This window comes from Marinobacter salarius (genome assembly GCF_032922745.1).
GTDB lineage: Bacteria > Pseudomonadota > Gammaproteobacteria > Pseudomonadales > Oleiphilaceae > Marinobacter.
Genome location: NZ_CP136693.1, coordinates 354,131 through 377,643, shown reverse-complemented (window position 1 = coordinate 377,643; position 23,513 = coordinate 354,131). Strand labels below are relative to the sequence as shown.

At 57.2% G+C, this 23,513-nt stretch carries 15 protein-coding genes; 5 read left to right on the top strand and 10 right to left on the bottom strand.

Features of this window, described 5'->3' with window-relative positions; translation table 11 throughout:
- Positions 1 to 115 precede the first annotated feature (115 nt).
- Positions 116 to 6,508, bottom strand: a complete 6,393-nt coding sequence (locus R1T46_RS01725) for an NACHT domain-containing protein (RefSeq protein WP_036202640.1) — start codon at positions 6,506 to 6,508, stop codon at positions 116 to 118.
- Between the two features lie 162 nt (positions 6,509 to 6,670).
- Here R1T46_RS01725 and R1T46_RS01720 point away from each other — a divergent pair.
- Positions 6,671 to 7,806, top strand: a protein-coding gene (locus tag R1T46_RS01720; RefSeq protein ID WP_379865018.1) for an IS3 family transposase whose coding sequence is annotated in 2 segments (ribosomal slippage) — positions 6,671 to 6,923 and positions 6,923 to 7,806 — 1,137 coding nt in all. Because the reading frame shifts where the segments join, the coding sequence is not laid out codon by codon here.
- 12 nt (positions 7,807 to 7,818) lie between these two features.
- Here R1T46_RS01720 and R1T46_RS01715 read toward each other — a convergent pair.
- From R1T46_RS01715 to R1T46_RS01675, 9 genes are all read right to left on the bottom strand, one after another.
- On the bottom strand, positions 7,819 to 8,013 hold the full coding sequence (locus R1T46_RS01715; RefSeq protein WP_317307116.1) for a toll/interleukin-1 receptor domain-containing protein: 195 nt from the start codon (positions 8,011 to 8,013) through the stop codon (positions 7,819 to 7,821).
- A gap of 286 nt (positions 8,014 to 8,299) precedes the next feature.
- The gene (locus R1T46_RS01710; protein ID WP_317308246.1) at positions 8,300 to 9,982 is read right to left on the bottom strand and encodes an AMP-binding protein; all 1,683 of its coding nucleotides are present in this window, start codon (positions 9,980 to 9,982) and stop codon (positions 8,300 to 8,302) included.
- 64 nt (positions 9,983 to 10,046) lie between these two features.
- Positions 10,047 to 10,625: a peroxidase-related enzyme gene (locus tag R1T46_RS01705; protein WP_036202644.1), complete on the bottom strand. Its 579-nt coding sequence runs from the start codon at positions 10,623 to 10,625 to the stop codon at positions 10,047 to 10,049.
- Positions 10,625 to 11,530, bottom strand: a complete 906-nt coding sequence (locus tag R1T46_RS01700; protein ID WP_317307115.1) for a hydroxymethylglutaryl-CoA lyase — start codon at positions 11,528 to 11,530, stop codon at positions 10,625 to 10,627. The genes R1T46_RS01705 and R1T46_RS01700 overlap by 1 nt, the downstream gene beginning before the upstream one ends.
- Positions 11,530 to 13,527 carry an acetyl/propionyl/methylcrotonyl-CoA carboxylase subunit alpha gene (locus R1T46_RS01695; RefSeq protein ID WP_317307114.1) on the bottom strand — a complete coding sequence of 666 codons (1,998 nt, stop codon included), beginning with the start codon at positions 13,525 to 13,527 and terminating at the stop codon, positions 11,530 to 11,532. The genes R1T46_RS01700 and R1T46_RS01695 overlap by 1 nt, the downstream gene beginning before the upstream one ends.
- Positions 13,528 to 13,532: 5 nt before the next feature.
- A complete protein-coding gene (locus R1T46_RS01690) occupies positions 13,533 to 14,336 on the bottom strand; it encodes an enoyl-CoA hydratase-related protein (RefSeq protein ID WP_317307113.1) in 804 nt (267 codons plus the stop codon).
- Positions 14,337 to 14,350: 14 nt separating this feature from the next.
- Positions 14,351 to 15,958, bottom strand: coding sequence for a carboxyl transferase domain-containing protein (locus tag R1T46_RS01685; RefSeq protein WP_317307112.1), 1,608 nt, complete (start codon positions 15,956 to 15,958; stop codon positions 14,351 to 14,353).
- Between the two features lie 198 nt (positions 15,959 to 16,156).
- On the bottom strand, positions 16,157 to 17,323 hold the full coding sequence (locus R1T46_RS01680) for an isovaleryl-CoA dehydrogenase (protein ID WP_075195364.1): 1,167 nt from the start codon (positions 17,321 to 17,323) through the stop codon (positions 16,157 to 16,159).
- A gap of 25 nt (positions 17,324 to 17,348) precedes the next feature.
- Positions 17,349 to 17,795 (bottom strand): MerR family transcriptional regulator, encoded by a 447-nt coding sequence (locus R1T46_RS01675; protein ID WP_041334396.1) that lies wholly within the window; start codon positions 17,793 to 17,795, stop codon positions 17,349 to 17,351.
- Positions 17,796 to 17,897: 102 nt separating this feature from the next.
- Here R1T46_RS01675 and R1T46_RS01670 point away from each other — a divergent pair, with 102 nt between their 5' ends.
- The 4 genes from R1T46_RS01670 to R1T46_RS01655 all read left to right on the top strand — a co-directional run bounded on the left by R1T46_RS01670 (position 17,898) and on the right by R1T46_RS01655 (position 23,506).
- Positions 17,898 to 18,659, top strand: a complete 762-nt coding sequence (locus R1T46_RS01670) for an SDR family NAD(P)-dependent oxidoreductase (protein WP_007153315.1) — start codon at positions 17,898 to 17,900, stop codon at positions 18,657 to 18,659.
- Between the two features lie 713 nt (positions 18,660 to 19,372).
- Positions 19,373 to 20,683 (top strand): nucleotide sugar dehydrogenase, encoded by a 1,311-nt coding sequence (locus R1T46_RS01665; protein WP_036202667.1) that lies wholly within the window; start codon positions 19,373 to 19,375, stop codon positions 20,681 to 20,683.
- Positions 20,684 to 20,776: 93 nt separating this feature from the next.
- Positions 20,777 to 22,261, top strand: coding sequence for a glycosyltransferase family 2 protein (locus R1T46_RS01660; RefSeq protein ID WP_041334401.1), 1,485 nt, complete (start codon positions 20,777 to 20,779; stop codon positions 22,259 to 22,261).
- 63 nt (positions 22,262 to 22,324) lie between these two features.
- Complete coding sequence (locus tag R1T46_RS01655) at positions 22,325 to 23,506, top strand: PilZ domain-containing protein (RefSeq protein WP_317307111.1); 1,182 nt, start codon at positions 22,325 to 22,327, stop codon at positions 23,504 to 23,506.
- Positions 23,507 to 23,513: the final 7 nt, after the last annotated feature.

The window sequence follows — 23,513 nt, the reverse complement described above, 5'->3', positions numbered from 1 at the left end:
GTGATCAAGAGTGGACATTGAATTAAGTAAACTGCCCCTAGAATAATTGTTGGAATTCTTGTCGCGCCCTTTTCCGGTCAAATGTAACGATCGGTTCTTCCATTTACTATTTCGGCTACCATCTAGTGGAAGTGTGAACCTGACTAACTGCGCCCTTGAAGTAGTCAAACTTGAGGTCGTTCTTTACGCGCAATACAGCGACCGTATCTGTAAACTTGCCGTCATGGTAGTCTGGCTTACTTGACTCATATCGATGCAGCTTAATGAGTATCAAGAGGTCAACGCTGAAAGCGCTCAATAACTTACCGAGGAAGGGTGCCTTGGCGATGAGGCGAACGCCGGTGCTCTCACCTTCTTCGTAAGGCATCCTGTATCCCCATGCCTGGGTCCTCGCCACCAGCTTTCTGTGGGGCATGCGCAAGGACCGTTTGAACGCGTCTCCCGAAGTGACAGAAAAGCGTTTTGCGTACTTCGGAGAAAAATGCGGTCGGCGCTCGACTTCAATCACACTCAGCGGGTCGTATTCGTCAAGCCCAGTTCCTTCACGCGAGGGTTTAACAATCCAGGGCTGAAACCCTTCCTTACGGTTAGTAAAATGCTCCTCCTGATCGTCATAATCGAAGGTCGGCAGCCAGACAAAGAAACCTTCTTCCGCGATCAGCTCTTTGGCACGGCTTTCCGCCTTTTGCGTGGGGACCAGAGCGGAGCTGATATGGATATTGACTCCGTCAGGCGACTTCCAGTCGCCCTCAACGACGAGCTCATCTGCGATCTTTCGGGACCGAATGCCGACAAGACTGAGAAGTTTGTCGCGATCGCCAGTAATAACAAGACCATCCTTTCCCTTCTTCATTGCGTTCTGTTTCGTGTCGAGCGGTGCACGGTCCATACCGTCCGAGAGCCACAAGCCATCGCTTCTGGTAAGCAGGTTTGACTCGAGCCATTCGGACCACGGTTCTCCGTAATCCCAGTATTCCGATATTTGATGGGTCTTGAGAAGCTGGCCAGCCGCAAGATAGATCGCGTGCCAGGCAAGATAATGACCGTAGCCATGTGTACTGGAGGGAAGTGCCACCGCCCTCTGCCCGGTGCGGATTTCGCGCCCACCCTTGTCATAGATCGTGGTGATCGCGGGATCGAGGCTGTGGACGACCTCTTTAATGAGATCTTTCACTTCCCAGCCCGGTGCCGAGAACGTACCGGCGAGGCCGTGAACTTCGTACTTGTCGAAGTCGTAGTCGAGCGAAAATTTGTGTTTAGGTTTCGGCGCGTCATCGGGGCGAGGCCAGTAGAAATCCCCGTTGGAATTGCCCCGCTCCGTTTTATATGGAAGGGGCGATTGATTGATAGATAACAGCTTATCGCGATCTGTCGTCGTGAGCCTGATCGCGCCCGCCTCACCACACGCCAGCAGAGCCTGTGCTGCGAAATGCCTCATCGCAACATGGACCTGACGGGGATTGAGGGCGACCGAACGCAGCATCGCCTCATGCTTTGCTAGCGCCTTAGGTGTATCGCGGGCAATACGGGCAAGCGCTATGAGCAACCAGAGACGTGCATGCAGATTGTAGAAGGGCAGTTCCGGGGCCTGAAAAGCTTTCGAGTCCGTATCCTCGAACTTCTTAGCCAGGGCGTCGATGACCTCCCAGCATTCAAGCCGAGCAAAGGTGCGTATGGTGTGAGTGGCAAGCCATCGCTCAGACGCGCGGGGAGAGGCGAGTGACTGCCAAACGAGCCCCGTTGCAGCGGTGAGAGGATCGTCAGCGGGGTAAAGGCCGCGCTGCCATGAACCATCCGGCACTGTATCGGTGAGCCTGGCCGCATTGCTATTAAGAAGACGCGATAGGGCGGCCTGTCCATGCCCTTCATCTGCATTTTCGGCGATGATCGTCGCAAGGCCAATCCATGCAGATGCCGGAACAGACCAGTCAGGTGCTGCAAAAACTTTGACGAGTTCCAAGGCAAGTTCCTGCTTCGTAACGCCCGTCAACTCAGCGAGCTCTCGCAACCGATAACCGGACAGGCGATCAAAACTTAGGAATTCTTCTGCATGGATTTCTAGTAAAGGGATAGCAATCTTACGGAAGGTACGTGCAATGACGGGTGAACTACCTGACCACTTCGCCTTGCAGTGTTCAAGCTCTTTCTCCTTCGCATAACTATCTAAACCCTCGGCACGCGCGATTATCTGAATATACGCTGTGCGATCCTTTACCTTGACCCTACGCCTTAAGCGGTCGAAAAACTCTCTCTCCTGGTCCCGAGACGGCCAATGTAGGTTGATCTGCTCAAAGGCCGCGACCAATGCGTCTTCGTTCAGCGGATCAATCGCGGAAACGAGGGCCTTAATGTTGGCGTATTCAGGCTGAGATTCATCCGGCATAACTCCAAGCCTGGAGTCCCCCTTGGGGTTATAGTTCCTATGCTCGTTACTCTCACGAATGACTGCATCGAAAGTTGGATAAGCCGCTTTAAGATGCTTTGTCAGCGGGTTGGACGAGCCAAGCGCGTCCTTTGAAATTTTTGCAATCTCCTTAACCGTGGATGAAGATGAAACACCGGGATGATTATCGAGATACTGATTGATAAACTCACTTGCAACCAGTTTTGCGTTGGCTGCATTGGCCGCATATAGAGCCTTTCCTAGTGTGCTTGAGTTGCATTCCCAGAGCTCGACCGGGTCGGCGAGTCGATTTAGTGACAGGGCGTATTCTGGTGAAATCTTTTGATCACGAAGTAAGGCCGTGAGATAGGGAAGCAACGTATAGGAAAGATCGATCTTCTCGCGATCATGCCATCGAGAGAGCTTTGCAAGTCCTCTCACGCCAGCGGTTCTGGACAAAGCGGCTCCGAACGCGCCCCAAGGGAACTTGTGCTCTTCATAGGACATATTGAGCTCACAAATGTTAGTGAGCGTGTGGAAATCCTTCTCGGGAAGTTGTTTACCTTTGACTGATGCCGCAAAGCAGAGCAGTTCATGCGTAAAGCTGTAATCACCGGAGCCGATCGAATCGAGCTGCTCAAGGCCTACGCGGAAATATTCTTGCGCGTCAGCTGTGCTGACAGGCAAGATCGCGCGTGCAAGTCTCGCATAAAGGGATGAGCGCGTCTCAACGTCGTCTTCTCTTTCAATAAGTGCTTTCGCCGCGACAGCTTGCTCAGCCGCTATCGCGTCCAGCCGCCGATTGTGATTGATAATTGATACGAGTTGGATGAGTGTTGATGGGTCTTTAAAGTTCTGCTCGTCGATCCGGTCGATAAATCGGCGAATGGATACGGCTTTGAGGTCGGAACGGGACCAAAGAACGAATAGCACAGCCGTGAGGCCGAGTGACTGGAAGTAGGGATTAAACTGGTGCTCGTAGTAGCGGTTCTCCTTGTTCTTTCTCGTATCGGCCCAGACATCGAGAAGCTCTTTGAAAGCCCCATCCGCTGATCCGCGTGGAGCAGTCCAAAGCGCTGCCAGAGCATTTGTAAAACGAAGGAGAGATGGCAGCCTGTATCCGAGAAAACGATCAGACTCGGAATTTAGGCTATCGCGCGAATGTCTTTTTGCTTCTTTTTTATCCTTTTCCCATTCTTTGCGCAGCTGCGTACTAATTCGTCTCTTTATTATCGCCTTAAGTTCCTCAAGAGAAACGGAGCGGGTGACGCCCTTTGCGTGAGGCAATAGTTCTTGCGGTAGAAGATCACGCTCGGCGATGCACTTCCCTTTCGCGGCGGCAACCAGCGAAAGCCTGAAGAGGAACGGGAACGAACCCCGGTCCGACCAGCTATCTACGAAGGTCCAGATTCGCGGGCGTTCGTGCGGTGCGCGCAAGGAAATGGCGAGTGCCTCTTCGTTCATCCCATGGGACGCCGCAATCGCTGCAGCCTTCCTCAGTCCATCAGGTAAGTCGTACGTGCGCTGCTTGGTCATTGCACCGCTTGATTTAAACTTCGACTTCTTTTTGCACGCACTGCCAAGGCGGGCGATAACATCATAGCGCTGCTTGTCGGAAAGAACTGCAAACGATAGAGCCCCGGTGAGGCAATCAATCGCTGATGATGCCTCGTCGATGAAATTTGTGAGGGTGCTTTTCAGTCCGGGATCACGGTTGATAGCATAACTCAGCAGGGCGTAAAGTTCTTCGGATACTTCAAAGCCATACCAGTCGTACCAGTAGCGCATAAAACCCAACGCGCATTTCGGTTGACCCTGCAGAATCAGATGGAAGGGCACTGCGGCATGATCGATGCGCTCGGGACGCGGGCGACTATAGTCATCGTTATCGCTCTGAAGATCATGCCTGACCCATTCGCGCGTATTGCGATAATGGCGCGCGGCATCATCAACTGCGCCTGAAAGCAGGTTTGCGATCATGAGTCTTGCGTGTCTTGCACCAGGCCATTTGGTGCGCATTTCGAAGAGCCTTCTCAGCGCATCAGCATCCTGCGCATTCACGACTAGATCTGGGTTGTCAAAAATGAAGTCCGCGCCCTTTTGGTCGCTTGCGGCTACGCTCGACAGCTCGACAAGGAGTTCGACAAGATTATTGTTGTCTGAGTGCGCTGCCGCGTGCACAACGGCGGCTTTCAGGCGCGCATAGCTGATCCGGCGCTGCCCGACGGTGCTGGATATGGCTGCAGGGAATCTTTCATCGAATGCCAGCTTGAACAGCCTTTTGCCGTCGCCAAGACGCTGCAGCAGGCCGGGAAGTGACCGGGCCGCATAGACGGACTTATCCTGACGCTCCATGAGATTCTTGGCGACAATCCGAAGCGCACTCGTCTGTGAACCATAACTCTCCCGGACCAGGGTCTCGGTTGGCTCATCACGAAAGGTCATGCCATGTTCGGTTTGTTCCAGGAGGGGAGCAAGGTCTGCCGCAAAACTCTCTATGGCACCGATCGCCATCCCGTGCGCTTCGGCATATTCGCTGAGCGGCACAGGTGGTGGAAGCACGGAAAGTCCAGCGAGAAACGCATTGATCTCCTTCTTTTTATAGCCGCGCCGCACGGCTTCACTCAACGCATCATCAATCCTCTTTTGCAGAAGATCGTCGAGCGCGATGGGTTTGTCGATTTCAGATACATCCAGGAGACCTCTGTCGCTATCAACAAGATGTTCCAGGATGCGCGCATTGCCATTTGAGCGCGCCTGAGCAACGCGGGTTTCCTCAGCCTTGATGCCCGTCACGCGAGAGCGGAGATATGTACTCGTTTCACTGAGGCTGAAGGCGCGAAGCTCGAAGTCTTCATAGCTGAGGTCGCCGAGCGATCTTTCGATGCGGTGCGACCGGCATGAGACAACGAGCTTTACGCCGGGCACGGCACCAGAGCGTTCGAAGCTCTCTATCAACTGCGTCGGAAAGGCACGCTGGTTGCGTTCTTTCGCAAAGTCGGCGGCATTGTCGATCGCGTCTATAATGATGATAAGTTCGCGGCTCTCGTTTGCGGTTGCCAGCGTATTCATGCACTGGGCGAGTCGTTTGCGAAACGTGCTGAAGAGAATCTCGGGATTGTCGCTTCCGGGCAATATCGGGTCGCACAGGCTTCGGCAGGCGAGCAAATTCGCGATATGAATCAGGCCGCGATTGGCCAGATGGCGGCCATCTTCGGGCGAGCGGTAAGCACCGCCTCCAAAGCAATCAAAGAACACGACTTCATGTTTATTAGACAGCGCGGAAGCCAGTCCCTCCAGAAACACCGTCTTTCCGACCCCGCCCTCTGCGTGGACCAGCAGCGGCTTTGTCAGTGACGACATACGTGCGATGGCATCGGGGAGTTGCTCGCGCGCGACAACGTCTCCGACATTGGCAAGGTTCTCCGAGCATGGCAGGAGGTCATCAATATCAGAGAGTTCAAGCGCTGAGAGGACGTCAACCTGTCGAATAACCTTGAGATGTTCTTCGTCATACCCTGCCTTCTTGCGAACTATATTGCGCATGTCACCAAGGCGGGCACGGGCGGTCGCATCGTAGGTCGCTGACCAGTCTACGAGTATCTTCCTGAGATCGCCCTTCGTGTCCTTGAGGCTTCCGGACATGCCTCTCAAAAGAAACTTGGATGCGAATTCCTTGAGCATATCGTCTGGGAGGCCGGCAGCTGCTTTCAACTGGTTCGCCTGCCTGAGCGCATTACCGGTGAGCCGTGAACCGGAAGTGAGCCCTTCGACCGCTGCAAGAAGTCCGGAGAATATTGGGCGGTTGGTTATGAGCTCAAAGAAGAGTTTCTCACTCGTCGCATCTTGACCATAGTTAGCAAGATGATCCCTGTAGGATTGCGCGAACTTCGTGACGGTCTTCTTAGCATCACTGGCACGAAACTCTTTCTGGGCCTGCTTGGGTGAGTACTTGGACTGTAGGATTTCGACGCGATCCGCCGCTTCGAAATAGGCGTCCCTACCGTAATAGAGAGTAAGATCCGCAACATCGGCCGCTTCCTGCGAGGCATGGCTTTCATCCTTTTCAGAAAGCCCTTCGACGGCGATTCCGATAAGCCCGTCTCGGGGGAGCAGCAGCTGCATCGCCTTTCGCGCTGCCCAAGCCTCATGAAACTCATGCCCATCGCGGGACGGTCCAACTGTATTAACCAGCTTAGTTCTTGTGGACATTATTTTTTGTGTCTTGGACTTACCCCGGTGCAGTAGACACTCCTAGCCTATGATTAGAGCATAGGAGGAATTGTCATGAGCAGCCAACGTTATCCCCCGGAATTCAAGAACGAAGCGGTTCGACAAGTGCTGGAACGGGGCTATACCGTAGCCGAAGTGTCGCAACGACTGGGAGTCTCGGCTCACAGCCTCTACAAATGGGTTAAGGCGGTGAAACCGGATAAGTCTGATGAACAGGCCGCTGAGTTGGTCGAGGCCAAAAGCGAGATTCTCAGGCTGCGGGCCCAAATGCGCCGGGTTGAAGAAGAGCGCGATATCCTAAAAAAGGCCGCTCGGTACTTTGCCAGAGAGCCCGAGTGAAGTACCGGTTTATCAACGATCACCGACACGAGTTCAACACCAAAACTATGTGTCGTGTGCTCCAGGTAGCTCGCAGCGGTTTTTATAAATGGTTGCACAAACCGCTGTCGGATCGGGCGGTGGATAACCAGAGATTGCTCGGATTGATCCTGGCCTCATACCAAGGCAGTTCCGGCGTGTACGGTTCACCACGGGTGTTTCTGGACCTCCGGGAAGCCGGTGAAACCTGCGGCCGACATCGAGTCGCCCGATTGATGCGAGCGCACAAAATCAAGGCGCTGCGAGGCTACAAAGCACCGCGCGTGATCGCCGGAAGACCGTCTATTCTTACCCCGAACAAGCTCCAGCGGGAATTCACCGTAAGCCACCCTGACAAAGCCTGGGTGACCGATATCACCTACCTCCGCACCTGGCAAGGCTGGTTGTATCTGGCGGTGGTTGTAGACCTGTTCTCGCGTCGTGTAGTGGGTTGGTCGATGAAACCCACCCTGCACCGTAGCCTGGTGGTGGATGCGCTGCTGATGGCCGTTTGGCGACGGCGGCCGAAGGAAAAGGTCCTGGTCCACTCAGACCAAGGCTCACAATACGGGAGCGATGACTGGCACCGATTCTGTCGCGCCCACAACCTGGACCCCAGCATGAGCCGTCGGGGTAATTGTTGGGATAACGCGGTGGCTGAATCGTTTTTCAGCAGCCTGAAGAAGGAACGCGTTCGGAAACGGATCTACAAAACCCGTGACCTGGCCAAGGCGGATGTGTTCGACTACATCGAAGTGTTTTATAACCGAGTTCGACGTCATACCCACCTGGGTGGCGTCAGCCCAGAGGCCTTTGAAATGGCCTCCGTTTGAGGCTGGGGTGTGTCATGCGTATCGGGGTAAGTCCAAAAAATCTACAGAATCAATGCCCTCTCGTATTTTCTGTATCAATGAATCCCCTATTTTCATTTCCGCTTCATCAAGCCAATAACGAACACCATGGCTTTCCAAGTCTCTCGCAAGCTTTCTCACGAAATCCTTGTCTTCATGGTTGTGACTTAAAAACACGCTTACCGTCATCTACAGTCTTCCTCTATTCGCATAACAGCCGTTAGATGGCGCCCAAATTGATCACACATCTAACCGCTTCACGACTACGCCTTCGTTTTCAGGCGGATTAAAAGAAATCGTTTCAAAAACAGAATCCTGCAAAGCCACTTGGTCGATATTCCTTTAATGCCACAGCGCAATAACAAAGCACGCTTCATGATTCCACTTTTTCCAAAAGCGTATACGCAGAGTACACAAAGCACAAACCCCAGCACATGGCCGGGGTTTGAGGTAGGAACGGACTGGCATAGGGGCGTTACTGCTTCAACCCCATCTCCTCAATAGAAATCTCCCGCATCTTGAACTTCTGGATCTTCCCCGTAACCGTCATCGGGAATTCATCCACGAACTTGTAGTTCCTGGGGATCTTGAAGTGGGCGATTTTGCCTTTGCAGAATTCCCGCAGTTCGTCGCTGGTCACCGGGTCTGCGTCCGGGTTGAGTTTCACCCAGGCGATGAGTTCTTCGCCGTATTTGTCGTCGGGAATGCCGGTGACCTGCACTTCCTCGATGGCGGGGTGGGTGTAGAGGAATTCCTCGATTTCTTTCGGGTAGATGTTCTCGCCGCCGCGGATGACCATGTCCTTGATGCGGCCGACGATCTGGATGTAGCCGTCTTCGTCCATGGTGGCCAGGTCGCCGGTGTGCATCCAGCCGGCGCTATCGATGGCTTCGCGGGTTTTCTCGTCGTTGTTCCAGTACTTCAGCATCACGCTGTAGCCACGGGTGCACAGCTCGCCGATTTCGCCGCGTGGGACCACGTTGCCGTTGCCGGGGTCGACGATTTTGGTTTCAAGGTGTGGCTGGGTGCGCCCCACGGTGGTGACCTGTTTCTCGAACGGGTCGAGGGAGCTGGTCTGGGTGGACACGGGGCTGGTTTCGGTCATGCCGTAGGCGATCTGCACTTCTTTCATGTTCATCTTGCCGTTGACCTTTTTCATCACCTCTGCCGGGCAGATGGAACCAGCCATGATGCCGGTGCGCAGGGTGGAAAGGTCGTAGGTTTCGAAGTCCGGCTCGGCCAGTTCGGCGATGAACATAGTGGGCACGCCGTACAGGGCGGTGGCTTTTTCCTGGTGCACGGCCTGCAGTACTGATTGGGGCTCGAAGCCTTCACCCGGGTAGATCATGGTGGCGCCGTGGGTGATGCAGCCCAGGTTGCCCATCACCATGCCGAAGCAGTGGTACAGGGGCACGGGGATTACCAGGCGGTCTTTCTCGGTGAGCAGTTGGCTCTCCGCCACAAAATATCCGTTGTTGAGGATGTTGTGGTGGGTGAGGGTGGCGCCCTTGGGGTTGCCAGTGGTGCCGGAGGTGAACTGGATGTTGATGGGGTCATCGAACTGCAGTTGGCCTTGTACCTTGTCCAGTTCTTCCTGGCTGACGTCGCTGGCGAAGCCGACAAACTCGGCCCAGGTCCACATGCCGTCGTGCTTGTCTTTGTCCAGGTTGATCACGGCGCGCAGCTCGGGCACTTTCTGGGCTTTGAGCTTGCCGGGGGCGGCGGCTTTCAGTTCGGGAGCCAGGTCGTAGACCATCTTGCGGTAGTCAGACGCCTTGAAGCTGTCTGCCGTGACCAGCACGGAGATACCGGCCAGGTTCATGGCGTAGTCCAGCTCATGCACGCCGTAGGCCGGGTTGATGTTGACCAGAATGGCGCCCACTTTGGCGGTGGCGAACTGGGTGACGGTCCACTCGTAGCGGTTGGGGGACCAGATGCCTACGCGGTCGCCGCGTTTGACGCCGATGGCCATGAAGGCGCGGGCGGCTTCGTTGACCTTTGCCACGAACTCTTTATAGGTCCAGCGGATGTCCTGGTGCAGGGCAACCAGGGCTTCGGTATCCGGGTATTTCTCGGCGGTGCGGTCGAGCATTGCGCCGATGGTCATGCCCAGCAGGGGTACTTCGGAGGTACCGCTGGTGTAGCTGGGAAGAGTCATGCTCATGGTGTCTGCCTCCATTGTTTTTGTCGTCGAGGGCAAGCTGCAGGTTTGAATCAGCCTGCTAGCGGCTCTGGTTGTGATATTCAGGATTCGGTTGCATATCGCTGGCGATGGCCACGCGATTGGACATGTTGTAGAAACCGATCAGGTTGCTCAGGTCCCAGATGGCACTGTCGCTGAGGCCAGCGTCCCGCAGGGCCTGGGTGTGCTCTTCGGTAACGGTGGCCGGGGAGCGGGTGAGGTGCGATGCGAAATCGAGCATGGCGCGCTGGCGCTTGTCGAGTTTGGCGCTGCGGTAGTTCATCACCATGTGTTCGCCCAGCACGGGGTCGCCACTCAGCACCCGCACGGCAGCACCGTGGGCCACCAGGCAGTAGAAGCACTTGTTTTCGGAGGACACCACAACAGCGACCATCTCGCGTTCCAGTTTGCTGAGTTCGCCTTCGCCGAGCATCAGCTCGTTGTAGAGGCGGGTGAAGCCCTCAAGCTGCTTCAGGTTCTGGCTGTACGCGGTCAGAACATTGGGGATCATGCCGAGTTTTTCCTGGCAGATCTGGAAGTACTTCTGGGTGTCTTCCGGCATGTCCTTGATCTCGGGGATCGGGAGATCCAGGGCGACGACGTTTTTAGGATGGCTCATTAGCAGTTTCCTCCGAGAGCTTGGCCGACTTTTGAGCCGTTATGGCGTTTGAGTTGTTCGCTGATCCATTCGCCGGTGGTAACCAGTTTGTTCAGGTCGACGCCGGTCTTGATGCCCAATCCGTTCAGAAGGTATAGCACGTCTTCCGTGGCGACGTTGCCGGAGGCGCCCTTGGCGTAAGGGCAGCCGCCGAGGCCGGCGACGGAGGCATCAATCACCGAGACGCCTTCTTCCAGCACCGCGTAAAGATTGGCCAGGGCCTGGCCGTAGGTGTCGTGGAAGTGGGCAGCCAGTTTTTCGATGGGTACTTCGGCAGCGACAGCTTCGAGCATGCGTTTGGCTTTCAACGGGGTGCCCACGCCGATGGTGTCGCCCAGGGAGATTTCGTAGCAGCCGAGTTCGGCCAGGGCCTTGGCGACTTTGGCCACCTGGTCGGGGGCGATGTCGCCCTCGTAGGGGCAGCCGAGCACGGTGGAGACGTAACCCCGCACCGGGATGTGGTGCTGTTTGGCCGCTTCCATCACCGGCAGGAAGCGTTCGAGGCTTTCGGCGATGGAGCAATTGATGTTTTTCTGGCTGAACGATTCCGACGCAGCGCCGAACACGGCGACTTCGTCCACCCCGGCCGCCAGGGCGTTTTCGAAGCCCCTGAGGTTGGGGGTGAGCACGGAGTAGCGCACACCGGCTTTACGCTTGATGCCGGCCATCACCTCGGCGGCGTCGCCCATCTGGGGCACCCATTTCGGGGACACGAAGCTGGCGGATTCGATGTGGTTGAGGCCACAGTCGGCCAGCCGGTCGATAAGGCCGGTCTTGATGGCGGTGTCGATCACCGGGCCGGGTTCGTTCTGAAGGCCGTCCCGGGGGCTCATTTCAACCAGTCTTACCTGCGTCGGAAAGGCCATTAGCCTGCCTCCTCGTCGTCGGTGACTTCGATGGCGATCAGTTCGGCGCCTTCGGACACCTGATCGCCTTCGGCGAAGAAGATGTCGGTCACCACACCGTCGGCCGGGGCCTTGATGGCATGCTCCATTTTCATGGCTTCCATGATCACCAAGCTCTGGCCGGCGGTCACGGTGTCGCCTACCTTGGTCTGTACCGCCACGATGGCGCCGTTCATGGGCGCGGCCAGGCTGCCTTCACCGGCCATTTCCTCGAAGCCGTAGGTTTCCCGGTAGAGGATGCACTGGAAGGTGTCGCCTTCGTAGAAGAGCACCAGCTGATCGTTGTGCAGGTTGCCGTGAACGCTGATGCGGTGGCCGTTGATGACCGCCTGCAGGTAGTCGTCGTCCAGCTTCGCCGTCAGGTTGTAGACACTGTCACCCACAAACACCTGATAGCGGTCGTCCCGTTCCAGCACCTTGAGCTCGTGGATGTCCTCACCCACCTGCAGTTGCAGGGGCTGGGCGTATTCCGAGTTCATGCGCCAACTGTTCTGGCGGCCAAACGGCGACCAGGGATCGGTGCTGATCACTTCCCGGGACTTACGCTGTTCCAGCACAAAGCCGGCCGCCAGTACCAGGGCTTTGTGGGTGTCCAGCCGGGATTTCGGGAACAGCAGCTCGCGATGGTCCTCGATAAAGCCGGTGGTCAGATCCGCTTCCCGGAACGGCTGGGCGTCGGCCAGGGCGTGGAGGAAACGGATGTTGGTTTTCACGCCGGCAATGCGGTAGTGCTCCAGAGCCTGGACCATGCGGTTGATGGCTTGGTCCCGGGTTTCGTCCCACACGATGAGCTTGGCGATCATCGGGTCGTAGTGGATGCTGATGTCGTCGCCTTCGGTGACGCCAGTATCCACCCGCACGTGGGCGCTTTCATCGGGCGTGCTCAGGTAGCGCAGGTTGCCGGTGGCGGGCAGGAAATCCTGGTCCGGGTCTTCGGCGTAAATACGTGCTTCCAGGGCGTGGCCCCGGGTTTTCACTTGGGACTGTTCCAGCGGCAGCGCATCGCCCCAGGCGACTTTCAACTGCCATTCCACCAGGTCCTGGCCGGTGACCATCTCCGTCACCGGATGCTCCACCTGCAGGCGGGTGTTCATTTCCATAAAGAAGAAGGAGCCGTCCACGTCGTAGAGGAATTCCACCGTGCCGGCGCCGACGTAGTTGATGGCCTGGGCGGCTTTGACGGCCGCTTCGCCCATGGCTTTGCGGGTGTCTTCGCTCAGGCCCGGAGCGGGGGCTTCTTCCAGCACTTTCTGATGGCGGCGCTGCACCGAACAGTCGCGCTCGGCCAGGTAGACGCCTTTGCCGCTCTTGTCGCAGAACACCTGAATTTCCACGTGGCGTGGCTGGGTCAGGTAGCGTTCGATGAGCATGTCTGGGTTGCCGAAGGCGTTCTTCGATTCCCGTTTGGCAGCCGCCAGGGCATCGTCAAAGTCTTCCATGCGCTCGACCACGCGCATGCCTTTGCCACCACCGCCGGCGACGGCTTTCAGCAGCAGCGGGAAGCCGCACTTCTCGGCTTCATTACGCAGGGTGTCCGGGGTCTGGTCGTCACCGTGGTAACCCGGCACCAGGGGTACGCCGGCTTTTTCCATAATGGCCTTGGCGGCGGACTTGGAACCCATGGCCGCGATGGCGGAGGAGGGCGGGCCGATGAACACGATGTTGTTGGCTTCGCAGGCTTCAGCGAACTGGGTGTTCTCGGAGAGGAACCCGTAGCCCGGGTGAACGGCCTGGGCGCCGCTTTCCTTGGCCACCTCAATGATCTTGTCGGCTTTCAGATAGCTCTCGGAGCTGGCGGCGGGGCCGATGTTGAAGGCTTCGTCGGCCATGGCGACATGGCGCGCGTCGGCGTCGGCGTCAGAGTAGACAGCGACAACGCGAATGCCCATGCGGTGGGCGGTCTGTATGATCCGGCAGGCGATTTCGCCCCGGTTGGCGATCAGGATTTTGCTGAACATGGTTGTTATTCCTCCGGAACCCAGTTGGCCTTGCGTTTGTTCAGGAAGGCACCAAGTCCCTCCTGCCCTTCGGCACCCACCCGGATGTCGGCAATGCGTTGTGCGGTATCGTCGATTACATCGGCGCTGATCGGCTTGTAGCTGACGGCAAACACCAGGTCTTTCGCCGCTTTCATGGCTTCTGGGCCGTTGATGGCCAGTTGCTGCAGCATCTCGTTACAGCGTGCGTTCATGGCTTCAACATCGTCACAGACGATGTGCACCAGGCCGTATTCCTGCGCCTGCGTTGCGGAAAACACTTCGGCGGACAGGAAGTAACGGCGGGCCTGGCGCTCGCCAATGGCGCGTACCACGTAGGGGCTGATCACAGCGGGGATCAGGCCGAGTTTCACTTCGCTCAGGCAGAAGCTGGCCTTGTCGGTGGCAAGCACGATGTCGCAGCAGGCGGCCAGGCCGACGGCTCCGCCGAAGGCAGCACCCTGCACCAGGCCGATCACCGGCTTGGACAGGTGGTTAAGCACATTCATCAGCCGCGCCAGTTCCCGCGAGTCGTCCAGGTTTTCCTGGCGGCTGTTGTCCGCCATGCGGCGCATCCACCCCAGGTCCGCCCCGGCGGAGAAGTGTTTGCCCTCCGAACGCAGGATGACGATGTGGGTGTTGTCGTCGGCGTTCACGGTTTCCAGCGCGGTGATCAGTTGCTGAATGATCACGTCGTCGAAGGCGTTGCGTTTGTCCGGGCGGTTCAGCACCACTTCGGTGACGCCTTTGGCGCGTTGGTTGAGCAGTACCGCTGATTCCTGTTCGGTCATGGCGTTGTCCTCCGTCACATGCGGAACACGCCGAAGCGTGTTGGCTTGGCCGGGCGATTAAGGGTGGCGGACAGGCTCAGGGCGACGACTTCACGGGTCTGGGCCGGGTCGATCACGCCGTCGTCCCACAGGCGGGCGCTGGCGTAGTAGGGGTGGCCCTGGTGTTCGTAGGAGTCGACGATGGGCTTCTTGAATTGCGCCTCTTCTTCGCTGCTCCATTCCTGGCCCTTGCGCTCCATACCTTCACGTTTGACGGTGGCGAGTACACCGGCGGCCTGTTCGCCGCCCATCACGGAGATGCGGGCGTTGGGCCACATCCACAGGAAATCGGGGCTGTAGGCGCGGCCGCACATGCCGTAGTTGCCGGCGCCAAAGCTGCCGCCGATCAATACGGTGATCTTGGGCACCTCGGCGCAGGCCACGGCCATGACCATCTTGGCGCCGTGCTTGGCGATGCCTTCGGATTCGTGCTTCTGGCCCACCATGAAGCCGGTGATGTTCTGCAGGAACAGCAGCGGGATGTTGCGCTGGCAGCACAGTTCAATGAAGTGCGCGCCTTTCTGGGCGGATTCGCTGAACAGGATGCCGTTGTTGGCGATGATGCCCACCGGGTAGCCGTGGATATGGGCAAAGCCGGTCACCAGGGTCTGGCCGTAGTAGCGTTTGAATTCGTCGAATTCGGAGCCGTCGACGATGCGGGCAATGACGTCGCGCACGTCGAACTGTTTACGCAGGTCGGTGCCGACAATGCCGTAGATTTCTTCGGCGTTGTACAGCGGTGCCTTGGGTTTGCGGATCTCCACGTCGGCCGGTTTGCGGCGGTTGAGATTGGAGATGCAGCGCCGGGCGATTTCCAGGGCGTGGGCGTCGTTCTCGGCGTAATGATCGGCCACACCGGAGACTTTGCAGTGCACGTCGGCACCGCCCAGGTCTTCGGCGCTGACGACTTCACCGGTGGCGGCTTTTACCAGCGGCGGGCCGGCCAGGAAGATGGTGCCCTGGTTGCGCACGATGATGGATTCGTCGGCCATGGCGGGTACGTAGGCACCGCCGGCGGTGCACAGGCCCATGACGACGGCGATCTGGGGAATGTCGTCGGCGGACATGCGGGCCTGGTTGTAGAAGATGCGGCCGAAGTGGTCGCGGTCGGGGAAGACGTCGTCCTGCCGGGGCAGGTTGGCGCCGCCGGAGTCGACCAGGTAGATGCAGGGCAGACGGTTCTGCAGGGCGATTTCCTGGGCGCGCAGGTGTTTCTTGACCGTCAACGGGTAGTAGCTGCCGCCTTTAACGGTGGCGTCGTTGGCGATGATCATGCATTCGGTGCCGGAGACGCGGCCGACGCCGGCGACGACGCCTGCGGCCGGGACTTCTTCGTCATAGACGTTGTAGGCGGCGAACTGGCCGACTTCCAGGAAGGGGGAGCCGTCGTCCAGGAGGCGGTTGATGCGCTCCCTGGGGAGCAGTTTGCCGCGGGCGATGTGGCGTTCCTGATAAGAGGGGCCGCCGCCTTGCTGGATGGTGGTCACTTTGTCCCGCAGATCGGCCACGGCCTTGGCCATGGATTCCTGGTTCGCCTGGAATTCTTCGGACCTTGGGTTCACTTTGCTTTGCAGTATCGTCATTTTCCTGGCCTCGAGTTACGGGGCTTCGGGACTGACAGGGTGTCTTTCCGGGACACGCTACGAGCACGTCCATGTGCGCTTGACTCCGGCCATCCATGGCCGGAGACATTCCCGGAAAGACACCCCGCCAGTCCCTCGTCATACTTTGGGTGCTGGCCTCTTTAAAACTATAAGAGCCAGTGGCTTTGAGCTGCTTTATCAGTTGTTCAGGTACAGCTCGCGACCGATCAGCATCCGGCGGATTTCGGACGTGCCAGCGCCGATTTCGTACAGCTTGGCGTCCCGCAGCAAACGGCCTGTCGGGTACTCGTTGATGTAGCCGTTACCGCCCAGCAACTGGATGGCGTCGAGGGCCAGCTTGGTGGCCATTTCGGCGGAGTAGAGGATCGCGCCGGCGGCGTCTTTGCGGGTGGTGTTGCCGCGGTCGGCGGACATGGCGACCATGTAGACGTAGGACTTGGCGGTGTTCATCCAGGTGTACATGTCAGCCACTTTGCCCTGGACCAGCTCGAATTCACCGATGGCCTGGCCGAACTGTTTGCGCTCGCGGATGTAGGGTACGACCACGTCCATGGCGGCTTGCATGATGCCCAGCGGGCCGCCGGAGAGCACGAGGCGTTCGTAGTCGAGGCCGCTCATCAGGACTTTGGCGCCGTTGCCTTCGCCGCCCATGACGTTTTCCTTGGGCACTTTGGCGTCTTCGAACACCAGCTCACAGGTGTTGGAGCCGCGCATGCCGAGTTTGTCTAGCTTCTGGGCCTGGCTGAATCCCGGGGTGTCGCGTTCCACAATGAAGGCGGTGATGCCGCGCGGGCCGGCAGACGGATCGGTTTTGGCGTAGATCACATAGACGTGGGCGTCGGGGCCGTTGGTGATCCACATTTTGCTGCCGTTGAGCACATAGTGGTCGCCGGCGTCTTTGGCGCTGAGTTTCATGGAGACGACGTCGGAACCGGCGTTGGGTTCGGACATGGCCAGGGCGCCGATGTGTTCACCGCTGATGAGCTTGGGCAGGTACTTTTCTTTCTGCTCGTCGGAGCCGTTGCGGTTGATCTGGTTAACGCACAGGTTGGAGTGCGCGCCGTAAGAGAGTCCCACGGATGCAGAGGCACGGCTGATTTCCTCCATGGCGATGACGTGTGCGAGGTAGCCCATGCCGGAGCCGCCGTAGGCTTCGTCAACGGTAATACCCAGCAGGCCCATGTCACCGAACTTTTTCCACAGGTCGTTGGGGAACAGGTTGTCATGGTCGATGGCTTCGGCGCGGGGGGCGATTTCACTGGCGGCAAAGCCGTTGATCTGCTCGCGCAGCATGTCCAGGGTCTCGCCGAGGCCGAAGTTGAACTCTGAGTATTGTGATTTCATGGTTGGCTACCTTTTGATCTTGCTGTTATTTCTGCTCGGTGGACTCAGGCTCTTTGGTGGTGGCCTTTGTCTGTTTACGCTTTCGTTGTTGCAGGTCAGCAAGCGCCTCGCGGCATCTTGCTTCTGCGGTGTCCATTTCCATTTCTGCCTGGGCAATGTCGTTTTTCTGTTGCTCCAGTTGCGCCCGTTTGCGGGCCAGGGTGTCCAGCATCAGCAGGAGCTGTTTCTCGTTGCCGCTGAGGGTTTCGTCCCACAGGTCAAAAAGCTCCTTGGTTTCCGCCAGGGAAAAGCCCATGCGTTTGCCCCGGAGGATCAGCTTCAGCCGCACCCGGTCCTTCGAGCTGAAGATCCGGGTCTGGCCGCGCCGGGTGGGGTGCAGTAGACCCTGATCTTCGTAGAAGCGTACGCTTCGTGTCGTCACGTCGAACTCTTTGGCCAGCTCGCTGATGCTGTAAGTTTTCTTGATGTCCATAGAGATTTCCTTTTTAGACTTAGGTTAGATAAAGTTTACGTAAACGTAAAGTATTTTTAAGGCCCGATTTCAACCAACAGATATGTGAAACAGGAGTGAATGATGGAATTCAAAAATGTGGCAGCGATTGTAACAGGCGGTGCATCCGGCTTGGGCGAGGGCTCAGCGCGTGCCCTGGCGGCGGCTGGGTGCCGTGTGGCGATTCTGGATGTTCAGGAGGAGCAGGGTAGAAAAGTGGCGGAAGACATTGGGGGCGTCTTTATTTACTGCGACGTGACGTCTTCTGAGAGTGCGGAAGCCGCGTTCAGCGAAGCCCGTAAGGCGCATGGGCCCTGTGGCGTGGCGGTCAGCTGCGCGGGTATTGCTCCGGCCGCAAAGATCCTGGGCCGGGATGGTGTGATGCCGCTTGAGGCATTCAGCAAGGTGGTTCAGGTCAACCTGATTGGGTCCTTTAACATTCTGCGTCTCGCCGCGGCCGATATGGCCCAGCGGGAGCCCAACGCGGATGGCGAGCGGGGTGTGATTATCAACACGGCGTCTGTGGCGGCTTACGAGGGCCAGATTGGCCAGGCAGCCTACAGTGCGTCAAAGGGTGGCGTGGTATCGCTGACACTTCAGGCCGCCCGCGAGCTTGCCCGGGAAGGTATTCGGGTCAACACTATTGCTCCGGGAATCTTTATGACGCCAATGATGGCGGGCATGCCACAGGAAGTGCAGGACAGTCTCGCGGCCACGCTGCCTTTCCCCAAGCGATTGGGCAAGGCTGAAGAGTTTGGCATGTTGGTGGATCAGATGGTGCGCAACCCGATCCTCAACGGTGAGGTTATCCGCCTGGACTGTGCACTGCGCATGGCGCCTAAATAAAGCAGCTGCGCGTTAACACGAATCTCGTCTCTTTGGTGAGGTTCAGTGGTGGAGCTCAGTCGGTGATCGGCTGAGTTTCACTGTCTTTGAGCGGTATTTTTCTCGATACGACCCTGTATAACGACGAAAGATTCAAATGGGTTCCATACGAAAAAATCGCGTTTGATTCGATTTTATAATATCGATTTTTATTTTTTTGCGATTACGAAATAGAAAAGCGCACTCCTTTCTCTCATATGTACCTTATCGGTGCATGCTCTGATGATTTCCTTTTTCATTTCTTCTGCGTTGTCAGGCGACTAGGTCTTTCCTGTATTCCAATTGTGCACACCAAAAATCAAGACATGTATCCCTTGCCTATAGTTGAAATTATCTTTTCGTAACAGGCATTTAACGTTTCGTTACGATAGTTTTCTGGCTGTTGGAACGCTGTGGACGACGTGGATCGCTTGCCGGTGATTTGTCCGTCTTCGTGTTCCCCCAACTCAAACTGGATACTCAAAAGGCGCATCAGGGCAACGTTTTCTGTTGAGCTTGCTTGTTCGTAATCAGACACCGGTCGCGGGGAAAAGTTCAAAAAAGAACCTCTTTTCCGATTTCGGGGTCGCTGTACCGAGCCTTTTGAGTGTCATCAGTCAACCAGTAGTCAGTCGTTGGATTCATGGCGGCTCCCGGGTGGGAGTCGCTGGATGACAGTCAGGGGAGTAAAGGATATGCGAGTCAGTATTTTTGGTTTGGGTTATGTCGGGGCGGTGTGTACCGCCAGTCTGGCCCAGCGGGGGCATCACGTGGTCGGTGTGGATGTGTCGCCCATCAAAATTGATCTGATCAACAGCGGCAGGTCTCCCATTGTGGAGCCGGGGCTGGAGGAGCTGCTCCGGAGCGGGCGCGAGAACGGATTCATCAACGGCGTTACCGACGGGCACATCGCGGTTCAGGAGAGTGAGCTGTCGATGATCTGCGTGGGCACGCCCAGCAAGCCAAATGGCGATCTTGATCTGCAGTTTGTCGAGAAAGTGTGTAGCGATATCGGTAATGCCCTGAAGGACAAGGGTGACTGGCACCTGGTAGCGGTGCGTAGCACGGTGCTGCCCGGAACGGTTCGTGAGGTGGTCATCCCGGCTTTGGAGAAAGCGTCCGGGAAACGCGCCGGCGTTGATTTTGGGGTGTGTGTGAACCCGGAGTTCCTGCGGGAAAGCACGGCGATCAAGGATTATGACCACCCTCCGATGACGGTCATTGGTGAGCTCGACGAACGCTCCGGCGAGTTCCTGGCGCGGATATACCAGGACCTTGATGCCCCCATCATCCGTAAGCCCATCGAAGTGGCTGAGATGATCAAGTACACCTGCAACATCTGGCACGCGACCAAAGTCAGCTTCGCCAACGAGATCGGCAATATTGCCAAGTCGATGGGCGTGGACGGCCGGGACGTCATGGACGTTGTCTGCCAGGACAAGAAGCTGAACATTTCACGTTATTACATGCGCCCGGGCTTCGCCTTCGGTGGTTCCTGCCTGCCCAAAGACGTGCGGGCACTGACCTATCGGGCCAATCAGATGGACGTGAAGCACCCGCTGCTGAGTTCGATCATGAGCAGCAACAATGAGCAGGTTGCTCATGCCTTCAAGATCCTCACCGGCTATGGCTGCCGCAAGGTGAGCATGCTCGGCCTGAGCTTCAAGTCCAACACCGACGATCTGCGGGAAAGCCCGCTGGTGGAGCTGGCCGAGATGCTGATTGGCAAGGGGTATGACCTGCAGATCTTCGACCGCAATGTGGATTACGCCCGCACCCACGGCGCCAACCGTGAATACATCAACCAGAAGATTCCGCACCTCTCGAACCTGATGCACAGCGACCTGCGTGGCGTGATTGATCACGCGGACGTGATTGTGGTCGGCAACAACGACGAGCTGTTCGAAACGGTGATTTCGGAAGTGCCTGAGGGCAAGCGGGTGATTGACCTTGTGGGCTTCATGAAGACCACAAGTACCGAGGTGCTGGAAGGCATCTGCTGGTAAGTCTTCACCCCCATGCGTGACGTCCTGGTGCCCTGGTGGGGCGGGGCGTCACGCTCAGAAAACGCACGGAATGTTATTTCAGGAACGGACGGCATGTCTTATATCTCAGACAACATAGTGTCCAGAACAGGCGGTTGGCTGCTTTTTCTCTCCGTACTCGGGGCGTTGGCGATCTCTTTGCCCACTACCTATACGGTGAGGGGCGGCGCCCACTTCCTCCTGGTCATCGGGGTGATTGGTATCTGGCGGTACTCCGTTGGGTTTATCCACTTTTTGCGTGCGATGTATTTCCTTAAATGGGCATTCCCCAAGATTCGGCGTCGGGCAAAGGCGTTGGGCGAAGACGCCGCTCCGTCCCATGTCTATCTGATGGTGACCAGTTTCCGTATCGATGCCGACACCACGGCCATGGTTTACAACTCTATTATCCGCGAAGCGGTTGAGTGTGGTTGGCCGACAACGGTGGTGGCATCGGTGGTGGAGCTTTCCGATGAAATGCTCATGCGGGCAATGTGGCGGAAGCTTGATCCACCCAGCCACATCAGGCTCAAGATTGTGCGCATTCCGGGGACCGGTAAGCGGGATGGTCTGGCGTACGGCTTTCGTGCCATTTCACGGGATCTGCCTGACGAGAATGCCGTGGTGGCCGTGGTGGACGGCGATACCGTGCTGGAACCCGGAGTGGTACGTAAAACCGCCCCTTACTTCCGGTTGATGCCGAACATCGGCGCGCTGACTACCAACGAGTTTTGCGAGGTGCGCGGCAGCTATCTGATGTCTGAATGGCACAAGCTGAGGTTCGCCCAGCGCCACATGAATATGTGCTCGATGGGGCTGTCGTATCGGGTTTTGACGCTCACCGGTCGCATGTCGGTATTCCGGGCCAGCGTGGTTACGCGCCCGGAGTTCATCAGCGACGTGGAGTATGACTCCCTGAAGCACTGGCGGCTGGGCGAATTCCGCTTTCTGACCGGCGATGACAAGTCCAGCTGGTTCAGCATGATGCGCCTGGGGTACGACACCTTCTATGTGCCGGACGCCACGATTCGCACAGTGGAGCATCCACCTGATCCCAGCTTTATCCGTTCTGCCCGTCAGCTGATGTTTCGCTGGTATGGCAACTCCCTGCGGCAGAATTCACGGGCTACCAAGCTTGGCCCCCGGCGCCTTGGATGGTTTACCTGGTACGTGCTTTATGACCAGCGCATTTCAATGTGGACCAGCATCCTGGGGCTGACTGCGGCTATCGTCGCGTCCATCAAGTACTCCGGTATTGTGCTGGTGGCCTACCTGCTTTGGATTGGGCTTACCCGTTTGGTGCTGACGTTGCTGCTTATCACTACCGGACACTCGGTCGGGCCAGCCTATCCGTGCATTCTCTATTTCAACCAGATCTTCGGCTCGCTGGTGAAAATCTATGTCTTTTTCCGGCTCGACCGACAGTCGTGGACACGCCAGAAAACCCGGTTCAGCGCGAACAACGCGTCTTTCCAACAACGCATGAACCGTTGGTCGTCAAGAGTGATGACGATATCCGCAGGCAGTGTCTTTCTGGCGGTGGTGATGAAGCTGGTATAGCGCAAGGGGAGTTTTTCTTATGTACACCAATCATCGTTGGGACAACACACAAGGATCAAAGCAATGAATATGGCAGCAAGTAGGGCAGATATTGAACCGCAGTTTGTCCATGAATCCGAGGCACAGCGACAGTATGCCCGGGTAAGAATTCCGGCCAAGCTGTTTGTAAACCTTGGTGGCTCAACCCACAACTTTCCGGTGGCCGATCTTTCGGCCGGTGGGTTCAGTGTCAACACGGGCCTGGAGTCGTTTCGTCAGGGCCGGGTCTACAAGGGTCGCCTGGTGTTCAAGGTTGACGGCTTTGATCTTGCCATTGACGTGAACTTTGTCCCGCGCAGTTTCGATTCGATGAATGATCGCTGTGGGTGTGAGTTTCAGGATCTGGGAGCCCGGGAGGTTTCTGCCCTGAGATACCTCATTACCGCATTCCTCAGCGGTGAAGTGGTTTCCGCCGGCGATGTGCTCAACACGCTGTCCCGCGAAAACTTCACCAAGGCCCGCAAAGGCAAGGGCAGCAATGACCTTGGATTCTTCGGCAAGCTTCGCGCGATGGTCGGAAGCCTGATCGTGATGTTGATAGGTCTGTTTGCGATCAGCTTTGTGGTCTCCGAGCTGTGGGACATCTACTTCGTAACCAAGGCGGAGTCCGCCATGGTGGCGTCGGAGCAGATTCCCCTGCGGATTCCCAAAGACGCAAAGGTCACAACGCTGGTCAAGCCTGGGCAGGAGGTTAAGGCGGGCCAGGCTATCGCTACTTTTGACGCGCCCATGATGTCTTATGTGAATGACCTGGTTGGAGAGGGCAACTACAGCGTCGGCCAGATCGAAGAGCTGTTGGACCAGCGGGTTCGGGGAACGATCACCAGCCCCTGTGACTGCAAGGTGGTGAACATGAGGCCGGCTGAAGACCAGTACATGAGCAAGGGTGAGCAGCTTGCGGTTATGGCGCCGATGGACTCGTCCGCCCACGTTGTTGCCAACTTCCCGTTTAACCAGGGTGAAAAGCTCGAAGAAGGGCAGCAGGTGATATTGCGGCTCCCCAACGGCAAGGAACAGACCGGGCACATTACGTCGCTGTATGTGAACTCCCAGGCTCAGGGCGGGCTGGTCGACGTTATCAGTGCGTCTATCGAATCCGCCGAACCGCTGCCGATTGAAGCAATCGGACGCCCCATTGGTGTCACGGTCGACCAGTTCCGGATGCCGAGCCTGCAGAAGGTTGTTGAACGGTTTTCGGAAGGTTGAGGGAGTT